At 43.7% G+C, this 10,951-nt stretch carries 7 protein-coding genes; 2 read left to right on the top strand and 5 right to left on the bottom strand.

The window, feature by feature from the left end; all coding sequences use genetic code 11:
- Window positions 1–156: 156 nt before the first annotated feature.
- The 3 genes from ACFFGV_RS08070 to addB are packed head-to-tail and all read right to left on the bottom strand — an operon-like array spanning window position 157 to window position 7,674.
- A complete protein-coding gene (locus ACFFGV_RS08070; protein WP_377346464.1) occupies window positions 157–486 on the bottom strand; it encodes an HNH endonuclease in 330 nt (109 codons plus the stop codon).
- Window positions 458–4,180, bottom strand: coding sequence for a helicase-exonuclease AddAB subunit AddA (addA, locus tag ACFFGV_RS08065; RefSeq protein ID WP_377346461.1), 3,723 nt, complete (start codon window positions 4,178–4,180; stop codon window positions 458–460). The genes ACFFGV_RS08070 and addA overlap by 29 nt, the downstream gene beginning before the upstream one ends.
- On the bottom strand, window positions 4,180–7,674 hold the full coding sequence (gene addB / locus ACFFGV_RS08060; protein ID WP_377346459.1) for a helicase-exonuclease AddAB subunit AddB: 3,495 nt from the start codon (window positions 7,672–7,674) through the stop codon (window positions 4,180–4,182). The genes addA and addB overlap by 1 nt, the downstream gene beginning before the upstream one ends.
- Window positions 7,675–7,748: 74 nt before the next feature.
- On the opposite strand from addB, the gene ACFFGV_RS08055 reads away from it, so the two are divergent.
- On the top strand, window positions 7,749–8,936 hold the full coding sequence (locus ACFFGV_RS08055; protein WP_377346457.1) for an MFS transporter: 1,188 nt from the start codon (window positions 7,749–7,751) through the stop codon (window positions 8,934–8,936).
- Between the two features lie 53 nt (window positions 8,937–8,989).
- Here the strand turns inward: ACFFGV_RS08055 and lepB are convergent, their stop codons facing one another.
- The gene (gene lepB / locus ACFFGV_RS08050; RefSeq protein ID WP_377346455.1) at window positions 8,990–9,532 is read right to left on the bottom strand and encodes a signal peptidase I; all 543 of its coding nucleotides are present in this window, start codon (window positions 9,530–9,532) and stop codon (window positions 8,990–8,992) included.
- 54 nt (window positions 9,533–9,586) lie between these two features.
- Window positions 9,587–10,237, bottom strand: coding sequence for a TVP38/TMEM64 family protein (locus ACFFGV_RS08045; protein ID WP_377346452.1), 651 nt, complete (start codon window positions 10,235–10,237; stop codon window positions 9,587–9,589).
- A 291-nt stretch (window positions 10,238–10,528) separates the two neighbouring features.
- On the opposite strand from ACFFGV_RS08045, the gene ACFFGV_RS08040 reads away from it, so the two are divergent.
- A complete protein-coding gene (locus ACFFGV_RS08040) occupies window positions 10,529–10,933 on the top strand; it encodes a YhjD family protein (protein ID WP_377346449.1) in 405 nt (134 codons plus the stop codon).
- The last annotated feature ends 18 nt before the right edge of the window (window positions 10,934–10,951 follow it).

The following is a 10,951-nucleotide window of genomic DNA, read 5'->3' as shown; positions in this document are numbered from 1 at the left end:
TCTTGGCCTGTAAACATTCTTTTACTCAACAAGACCATCCCCCATATATTTAGTTAATTCTAAGTATACATAAAAGTACCCTATAGAGAGACTTTTTTTAAGTGTCTACTCTATAGGGTACATTTTAAACACTTGTCCAGAGCAGATGCTTTTTCTTTACTTATCTTTCTTCCGGTTTGACTTCTTTATCGAAATCCGCTTACCTGGGGCTTGCTTTTTCACCCATTTAAGGTACTTCTCCATAGTTGGGTGTTCAGACAGTCGCTCTATGGTGTTATAAAACCCAGCTAATTCTTCATTAGTAAAGGTGGCGTGGATTTGCTTGTGGCATGCTATACATAACTGTACCGTGGGACCATCAGCCCCGCCATATTGCTTTGGTATCAAATGGTGTATGGTCGTCTCTACAGAAGCTCTTCCGCATAACTCACATATTGTTTCCTCCACAATCCTCACCTCACTTAACGCGAATGGTCGCTGGTCCATTAAAGAAGTACAAATAGGTTTGGTGGACAGGCTGTTTCCAGATGCGTTCGAGTGCTTCCGCATACAAAGTGATTTGTGTATTGTAACGCTCTTTTAGCTGTTCTTTCACCTTATCTGTTACTTCGCCCGCTATCTGATCTGTTTTATAATCGACAAGAAGACACCCATCATTCGTTTGTACAATACAATCGATTACACCTTGAATAAATACCTTCTCCTCAGATTCTTCTGTCCAATCCGCATACACTTCATGAGCAGGAAGCGTAAGAGTAAATGGTACTTCCCTGTGAATATGCTCCGCTTCTATGAACAGCTCCCCAATTTCGCTTTCGTAGAACGCCTCAATCGCACTGATATCAATGGCGTCTGCTTCCTCTCTGGAAATGATTTCGCTCTCTACATAACGTTCCACATATTCCTCAATCTCATCCTTCGATAGTTTTCTTTCAAATGGAAGATGTTGCAGCACCGCGTGCATGGCTGTACCTTTTTCTGTTGCAGTCAGCTCTTTATTTTGCTGCATGAAACGCGGTCGCTGGACAATCGGACGTTTGATTGGCTTCATTAATGTATCAGCACTATATTCATCCTTTGCTTCTCGCTGCCTTTTCAGCTCTGTAACTGATTGCTTGGCGCGATGAGAGATGGCATGTTGGTGTGGATAAGTATAGGATAAACGCCTCTCCACCTCATCATTTATTTTCTCATTGGATTGAATAGGCTGCCATTTTGTGACTGCTTGCTTAAGCGTCTCGTAATCTTGCTCCTCTACCGTTTCAGTGTGTGCGAAATCACTCGCATGATGAATCGATATGCGCCAATTAGATGCATCGTTGTATATGTCCTCAGGTATCCGATGGACAGATGCTTCTCCCCTTAGAGCCTCATTCTGTTCATGACGAATGAGAGCAGGAGCAACCCAATCTATATAGGTCTTTGATTCCAATCGATATTGAGCTGGCAGCACCCAATTAGGGTGGTCTATCCATTCTTGCCACTTCTGGTATTTCTTCTCAAGGGAAGCAACTGTCCCCACCATGACAAGCTTTTCTTTAGCACGAGTTAAGGCGACATAGAGCACCCTCATCTCTTCGGCCAGAAGTTCGCGTTGCTTCTCTTTCTTTATCGCATGGTACGCTAGGGTTGGATACATAATTCGTTTTACAGGATCGATATATTTCGTTGCAAAACCTAAATCCTTATGCAATAAATAACGTGCCATAAGATCACGCTGGTTGAATTGCTTATCCATCCCTCCGAGCAGCACAGCTGGGAACTCAAGCCCCTTACTTTTATGAATGGTCATAATTCGAACAACATCTTCCTGCTCACCAAGTGCACGAGCAGCGCCAAGATCTTCTCCTCGTTCCTCAATTCGTTCAATAAAACGAAGAAAGCGGAATAACCCACGGAACGAGGTAGACTCATACGTTCGCGCTCTGTCATATAAAGCACGCAGGTTAGCTTGGCGCTGTCTTCCACCTGGTATGCCACCGACAAAATCGTAGTAGCCTGTTTCCCGATATATTTGCCACACAAGCTCAGACAAGGAGCCTTGTCGTGCACGAATACGCCATGCTTCCAGGCGGTACAGGAAGAGCTCCACTCGTTCGATTAATTTCTGATTCTCTCCAACACGACGATATTGCTTCAATGCATCGTAATAGTTCCCCTTTTGGTCCGCTAAACGAATGTTGGTCAACTGATCTTCATTGAGTCCGACAATTGGGGAACGGAGAACCGAGGCGAGCGGTATATCCTGTCTTGGGTTATCAACCACCTTCAATAAGCTGAGCATAATTTGGATTTCTATTGCTTCAAAGTAACCTGTAGACAACTCCGCATAGACCGGAATTCCTTGCTGCTTCAATTCCTCTACAATTGTTGGAGCCCACGTCATAGAGCGCTGCAATATCACAATATCGCGATATTGAATACTCCTCTTTGCACCTGTCCCCTTATCGACAACTTGCAGAGCTTCCTTGTCACCATGCCCGAGCCATTCCTTGATTTTCTTCGCATAGGCTCTTGCTTCTATTTGAGCCTTTTCCATATCCTGAAGGCCCTCCTGATTCCCTTCCTCCTTCTCATCAGAGGTCTCCCTGTCCACTATCATAAGCTCGGCTTCAGCATTATTTGATGTTAATTCATCGTAAATCGTATTACTGTAAATCAGCTCGGCATCCTTATCATAAGCCATATCTCCAACCTCTTCATCGAGTATTTGTCGGAAGATATAGTTGGTACCTGTTAGCACTTCAGCACGACTTCGGAAATTACGGGCAAGATCTATTCGCTCGGCAGGATGCTCTTTTGCAGCAAATTGTTTATATTTCGCAATAAACAACGAAGGCTCTGCATGGCGGAACCGATAAATACTTTGCTTTACATCTCCCACCATAAATAAGTTACCTGCATGCTCCCCAAACGATATAAGCTGTAAGATGGTCTCTTGGACAAGGTTTGTATCCTGGTACTCATCAATTAATAATTCAGAGAATTGGTTTTGATAATTCCTCGCTACCTCTGAAGGGACAATATGCTCTGGGGTAGAGCTTTCATCCATTAGTACTTGAAGACAGAAATGTTCTAGATCTGCGAAGTCAACTAATGCCTGATCCTTTTTCTTTTGCTGATACCTTGCGTGAAAATCTTTCACCAGTACCATCAGCTGCTCCACGACTGGTGCTAAGGCTTGCATATCCTGAAGATACGCTGGTAAGGAGCGAGAAAACCATTCCTGACTCATGGATTGCCATCGTTTTTTATAGCGGTCTCGTAAGGATTTCACTTGTTCCTTTTTGTCTGGATCACAATCTACCTTTTTCCCTGATAGCTTTTTGAAGCTCCCAGTCTGTTCCATAAAGGCTTGAAGGTCTTGCCAGGATAGCTCCAATAGCCCCAATGCCTCCTGCATTCTTGCTTTATCATCATCAATAGCATCCGCATAATGATAAGGACCGTCACTCTCTCTAGTCACATCAAGGGCTTGCTCAGCATCAGCCATCATAGCATGTAGCTGATTACGAACCTCCTTCTTCAAAATGTTCAGCCAATCAAGGTCCCCCTCCTTTGTATCAGGTGTTACCTGATACATCGCAACAACATCCTCCATCCATTTGTCTGGATAAGGGTTCTGCATGGCAAACTGATATACATTCATCATCAGCTGCTCTACCTCTACATCACTTCGATCGCTGGAGAAGCGATCGACAACTTCAAAAAAATGCTCCCGTTCTTCTCCTTCCTTCCCGTACCATTCCTCAAATAAATCCTCTACAATTTCCTGACGGATTAAATCTGCTTCAATATCATCGGCAATACGAAATTGCGGATCAAGATCAAGCAAATACGCATAATGCCGAACTACTTCCATACAAAAGGAGTGTAAGGTGGAAATAGAAGCTCGCTGCAGCAAGGAAAGCTGTTTTTGTAGATGGAGTGATTCTGGGTTTTGCTCCAAGGCTCCCTCTAATGCTTCTCCAACTCGATTACGCATTTCCTGTGCGGCAGCATTAGTAAAGGTTACAACCAGTAAGGAATCAATATCTGTAGGCTCTTCCTTGTTCAGCAGCTTTTGGATAATCCTTTCTACCAGTACAGCTGTTTTACCGGACCCTGCAGCAGCTGCTACTAGGACATCCTTGCCGCTTGTATATATAGCCCGTTCTTGTTCTGGAGTCCATGTAGGCATTAGTTTTCCTCCTCCCGTTTTGTGATTTCTGCCATAATATCTTCCTCTTTCTTCGCTTTAAGAGAGCGGTAGCTGTTCTCTTTCAAGGAAGCATCAAATTGACAGACGGACCGAAATTCACAGAAATCACATGCTGTCTGCTGATCTTTTTGAAACGGATTTAAATGCACTTTCCCCTCCGTAATGGATTGTCCGGCCTCTGTCATTAACTCTCGAATATATTGCTGTAAATGCTGGAATGAAGCTTCTTCCGCCGTTTTAGAACCGCTGCGGAACTCTCCATTCTTCTTTAAACCTGCAGGAATAATATCACTTGAACCCGTATCCAGAGTGGTATCCATCATTTTGACAATTTCTTCATCTTCAAGCAGCAGCCCTTGCATCTTGAATTTCTTAAACAATTCCTTTTCAATATCCAAATCGCTCAATAGCTTATTATCAGATATCATTGGATTATGGACATGGAAGTACAATACACCAGCAGGAGTAGCCTGAGCACCAAGCCACTGTTCAGCATTGGTTAATACGACATCCAAATAGGCAAGCATTTGTAACGCCAGGCCATAATACACCTCCATGAGATCAAGACCCTTGGCACTGGATTTATAGTCAATAATGCGCAATAACAAGCCATTATCCCCCATCGCCCGGTCTACCCGGTCAATACGTCCACGCAGCATCATCTCAAAGCCATTTTGTAAATCAAGCTTCATTGCTGGAATTTTTTCATTTGGGCCAAATCCTAGCTCTAAGCCAACAGGAGAAAACTGACTGCGCTTGGCTTGCTCTGATAACATATACGCAGCTCGCGCAACTACATCTTGAAGCTTCTGCTGAATGTACTGATAGCGATTAGAGCTGTGTAGAATTTGGTGCTGCAATACTGGTGACAGCTCGTGTACAGCCCGCTGCGCGTACTGAGAGGTATCTTGCTTGGAGATTGTCTGCCAATCCCGCCCTTCTGATTGAATCCATTCCGTAATTTGCTTGAGCGCTTCATGGAAAAGCGTCCCTATATCCGGAGCATCCAACTTATAAACGGATCGTTCCTTTAAGCCGAGCTCATACTTGGCAAAATGCTGATAGGAACAACGATAATACGTTTCCAGCCGCGAGACGCTTGCGTTCACCTGTTTAGGAAACAACTCCCTTGCAGTACTCTCTTGAAGATTGGAAGGAGTATTTTCATAGAATAGGCTCTCTAAAACCCGCTTCGTATCTAAATGGTTTCGATCGCGCTGAATGAACCAATCGAGCACATCCCACCAAACGTCCTTTACTGGATAGCCACGGAGATAACGAGAAAGCTGAGCTGTCAGGACGGACCTTGTTTTCTCAGGTGTCGTGATGAAGCGCTCTGTGTCCTCATGGTCGTCATCCTCTTGCAATAGCAGCTTCTCCTCGGCATGAGGAAACAATTCCTGTACTCGTTTAATCATGGAGGATGGTGTCTTGGACTTTCCTTCCTCATTACTTAATGGATAACTCACCCATAAGTAGTCTGATGGAGCGGTGAAGGCTAAGTACACATAGAAGTAATCATCTAGCAATTGACGCTTCGAGCTTTCTGCAAGCTTCATGCCATGGGTGGACAGAAGCTCTCGCTCCGTTTCGGAAAGCATTCCTTCTGCTGGAGGCTTCATTGGCCATAATCCTTCATTAACGCCTAACAGGAAGGCACACTTTATCCCTGTTATTCGGGAACGATCCACGCTTCCGACAATGACGTGATCCATACTTGGTGGAACGTGGGCGAAATGCAGCGACTCAAAACCAGTTTCTAACGTAGTACGGTACAGCTGCAAAGATAATGTGTCTTCTCCAATCATTTCTACCATTTCCTCAAAAAGCTGTATTACTGCATCCCAAACCTGTTCCTGCTCTCGGCCCTTTTCCGTTAACCCTTGATCATCATACTCGTCTCGCCAACTGTTCAGCGTTTCTGGTACACCAAGCTGTTCTAACCAGCTAAACAGAGCCTGACAACGTTCTTGGACTGTTTTCGCTTCCCGCATAGCTTCATCAAATGGAAGGAGGGCATTCGTTACCTGATGACGAAGTCTGTTCAAACGTTCCTCCTTCTCTTTCTCTTGATCCGTCTGAGACCCTTGTTCGAACCCACGAAAACGCTGATAGCGCCATCGATACTCACTGGTCCATCGTTTCTTCGTACGAATACCGTATTCTAAACAGTAGTTTTCCAGCTCATCAATTGCCTCTTGATTCAGCGGATGCTCTTGATCTGTTGCTGGTATGAAGTCTGTTTTTAGTAACCGAAACATAGCGTCATAGCGCCAATTCCCTTCTACTACATCCATAGCTGAGCGCAGAAATTCGATTAATGGATGATTCATCATGGTTCGCTTCTCATCGACAAACACCGGAATCTGGTAATCTTCAAACACCGTCATAATAATGTCATGATACACTTCTGGCTCCCGAATCAACAATGCCATATCCTTATACCGATATCCTTTATCCCGGACAAGCTCCATAATTTCCTGAGCTACCCCTTCGACCTCAGCCCTAGGGTGTACTGCCTGCGCTACAGTTATGGGCGCTTCTTCCGTGTAGGCAGGGGCAGGACGTGTGTGAAAATAGTGTTCCATGTGTTCAAATGCATGCCGCTCTTTAAAACGACCTACCTCTCCATATAAATGCTTAATTTCCGTCACAGGAACCTGTACTTCGTTGGCAATAGATTCAATGTCCTGGAAGGTGTGCGCTGTCTGATGAAAAATATCCAGTTCATCAATCTCCCCGTAGCGGGGTTCATCTAAAGTCAGAGCAATCGTGACACGACTAGCTTTTGTCATTAAAGCTTGCAGCACAAGCAATTCCTGAGGGGTGAAGCGGTGAAAACCATCCAGATAGATTTCTGCCCCCTCCAGAAAATCCGCCTTCTCTATTTTGTTTGCAAGCAGCTGTAGCTGATCCTCACTATCAATATACTGATCTCTTAATGCATATAACAGCTCTTCATATATGTAGGATAAATCCTCAAGCTTATGCTTCAGTGTTTCTTCCCCAGGCATTTTATGAACAAAGCGGTCCATATCTTGCATTTGCTGTGTTAACGTTTGCGGGGTCACTCGATATCGCTTAAATTCTGTAATCATCGTTTCCAGCTGTTCAATAAACCCTTGCTTCTCTATTGCTTTTTGGAAGACATTCCAATCCGATTTACGCTGCTCGGTAATCTTCCGAAGCATCATCTGCACTCCAGTAGAGGTGAGGAATTTTTTCGTACCGCCACCTGTTTCCTGAAGCACTCTCCAGGCTAATCTAGAAAAGCTAAAGACCTGCGCGCGAATACTCCCTTCTATCCCCTCTTGATTCAGCAATGCGTATTCCTGCTGGAAGGTCATTTGCTCTGGTACCATATATATAATAGGCGGACCGTCTGGAGAATCCTGCAATAAATCTCTCATTTCTGTTAAACATCTAGTACTTTTACCAGAACCAGCCCGACCAAGTAAAAATCGAATACTCATCTTCTTCCCCCAATCTTGGAACCATTTTATTCATTTGGCATAGGGTAACCCAAACGCATTCAAGGAGTGATTCCATGCAGCGGCACTTTTGGATGGGTATATCCCTTGTCCTAACCGGCATCTTCATTGCCAGCAATTTATATACGATGCTTCCCCTACAAAAGGAGCTTTCCGAAACATTTCATGTGTCAATAGCACAGGCATCCCTCGCCAGCACTTTTTTTATACTTCCTTATGCAATCGGACTTTTCTGCTTTGGATTACTGGCAGACCGCTTTTCCCACAAGCGTTTGTTACTTACAGGAATGGCCTGTCTCACCATTGTAACGCTGCTAGTCGGCATGGCACCATACTACTGGTTGTTCCTTCTCCTTCGAGGTTTTCAAGGTGTCCTGGCAGCAAGCTTTGCCCCTACCGCCTTTGCTTATACCTTTCAGCATTTCCAAGGAAAACAACAGGCCTTTGTCATTGCTATGATTAATACGGGCTTTTTGTTTGCAGGGATTTTTGGACAGATGATTGCTGTTTACCTGACAGGAGCGGGAGACTCGTACCAGACTGTGTACGTTGGATTTTTCTTCTTTTACCTACTATGCTTATGCAGTATGGCAGTAACACTCATCCAGTCTAACAAACCGATTAAGAAAACAAGGATTTCTATCTCTCCTATTTTATCATTTTTTCGGTTTCCACCCTTACTAAAACTCTATGGTATTTCCTTCTTTTTACTTATGGCCGTAATGATGTTCTATGGAAGCTTTGAAGTGTACATGACTACCGATCACATTTCCTTTCCATTTTCCTTGCAAACCTTTCGTCTCATTGGATTAATTGGTATCCTTCCTGCCTTTTTTGCAGGCCCGCTCCAGCAATTATATGGGGCAAGGAGTGTACTCGCAGCCTTCTTATTATGTATGACCGCTGGTATTCTTTTACCTCTTTGGACATTTGGGACCATCACACTTGTCATTGCATCCATTTTTATGATTGCTTCCACCTCGATTACAATTCCAATGGTCATCTTATTAATTGGAACCTTTGCAAAGGAGTCTCGAGCCAGTGCCGTGTCCATCTACTCCTTCACCCTTCTGACAGGAGCTAGTATTGGAAGTATTCTAGCAGCTATTATGCCGTTTCATTTTGTGCTAGCATGCATCGGACTTACCTTTGCTTCCTTATCCTTATTAAGCTTGACCATTGAAAAACCTCCCTTCCTATCGCAACAAACTAAACAATCGGAGCAAACCACCTTTTCCAAATAAAGAAGCCCTGCCACATACTAGCGCGGACAGGACTTCCCTTTTTATTTATGGTTTTAAAACGTTAATGCCAACTGGGATATCGGCCAGTAGCGTACATCGACTTTGCCGACAATGGTTTCGATAGGAACAAAACCAAAGTATCTGCTATCCAACGATTCTCTTCGGTTATCTCCCATGACAAACACATGCCCTTCCGGAACCTCCGTCATCTCTGTAACTTCCTCTAATCGGAAAGATTGTGTAAGTGGCTTTCCATCCTGTTTACGATACGGGTTTAAATAGTCTTCCTCCACTGCCTTCCCATTTAAATAAAGCGTATCGCTTTCATAACGAATGCGATCTCCTGGTAATCCAATAACCCGTTTCACATAATCTTCTTCCTGATTGGCATGAAACACAACCACATCAGAGTGATCGACATCTGTCCAATCATACACGACCTTATTCACCATTAACAAATTACCATCATAAAGCGTCGGCTGCATCGATTTTCCATCAACGATATAGCTTGCAAAAAGAAATGTACGAAAGGCCATTGCTAGAACAACTGCAATTAGAATCGTGCGAATCCATCTTCCAATGGTTTTTATATTCATGTTTTGTTTGCCTCCAGGTAGTACTAACAACATCTTACCCGGATTCCATAAGTCCTAATCGTGCGCCTGTACTTTTTCCTGTTCCTTCTGCTGCAGACGCTTCTCAATATATTTACCTATCAGCCAAAAAATCGCGATACACACACCGACGACAATAGTCTTCACTGGATTTTGGGCAAATTCCGTAATACTGTGCCCTACATACGCAATCGTAAAAATCATAACTGCCTTCCCTAGTACAACTGCAAGGACAAACTGCTGAAAGCTAATTTTAGACAGCGCCCCCACCACATTAATAATGGCAGAAGGAGAAAATGGAAAACACATAAGCAGAAACAACGGGCCAAAACCGTGCCGCTCCAGCCAGCTCATCACCTTCTGCACCTGTTTATGACGCCTCACAAAATGAAAAAATCGCTGCTGACCCAATCGCCGAATTACCCGAAAAACAACGATTGCCCCGAGAGACGCTCCAATCCAGGAATAGAAAAACCCCTTAAGCAGCCCGTAAGCTATGGAATTTCCAATTACAAATACGAATAACGGCAAAAATGGGAGAATAGCCTCCAAAAACGGTAGCACAATACCAGGTAACGGGCCAAGTTGTTCGTATTGATCTAATAGCTGCATAATAAAGTCATCAAATGTATCATCTTCCACCATTTGCTTTAACGATTCGAGGTCTAATTCTTGTAACCTTTTCATATGTATGCTCCTTACCGCTCCATTAGGATTATATCAACGTCTCCTGACCCATTACTGCTGTTTACATCAAGTATGGCACTATTATTGTAAATCAAAACGTACCTCTCTGCCTACTTCCTCTATTTTATTTCGTTAAAACCACATTCAATGTACTTGATGGAAGACCCATTTCGGCTACAGCAAATAGGACTATTTTCATAGAAGGAACGAAATTCCAGCATATATAGGTTTATTTTCTCATATATATCGGGTATAATAGAACATGCGTTCGGTTATGCAGGAGGGAAAACAATGCGTTACTTAAACGAAGAAGACCGTGAGCTTGCTTCTCGGTTTCTGTTCCTTTCCATGGCTCTTGTTGTAATGGCTCAGGACATACGTACCATCGAGAACGGGCCCCATAAGATAAAAGAACCGTATCTAGAGCTGTTACGGAAAATGGAACACAAAGGAAAGTCAGAGCGCAGCTATTTACGCCAAATAATGCAGCAAAAAAAAATACATGTCATCTTTTTAAATAAGAACGAGTCCTTTTCTTCCTACTTGTTTACTGCAGATGGCTATGAAGAAAAACGAAATTACTTCAATCCTGCCATTCGTAAAAACGTAGAGACAATTCTATTCGAGCTGATGCGAAAAGCTCTCCTTCCCGCCCAGGACCAGCGAGCTTCATCCTATATAGGTGACGCTCGTTAAAGAGAACGACTATAGAAG

This window comes from Pontibacillus salicampi (genome assembly GCF_042434395.1).
GTDB classification, from domain to species: domain Bacteria; phylum Bacillota; class Bacilli; order Bacillales; family BH030062; genus Pontibacillus; species Pontibacillus salicampi.
Note: the sequence above shows the minus strand (reverse complement) of the source record. Positions and strands in the feature narration are given on the sequence as shown.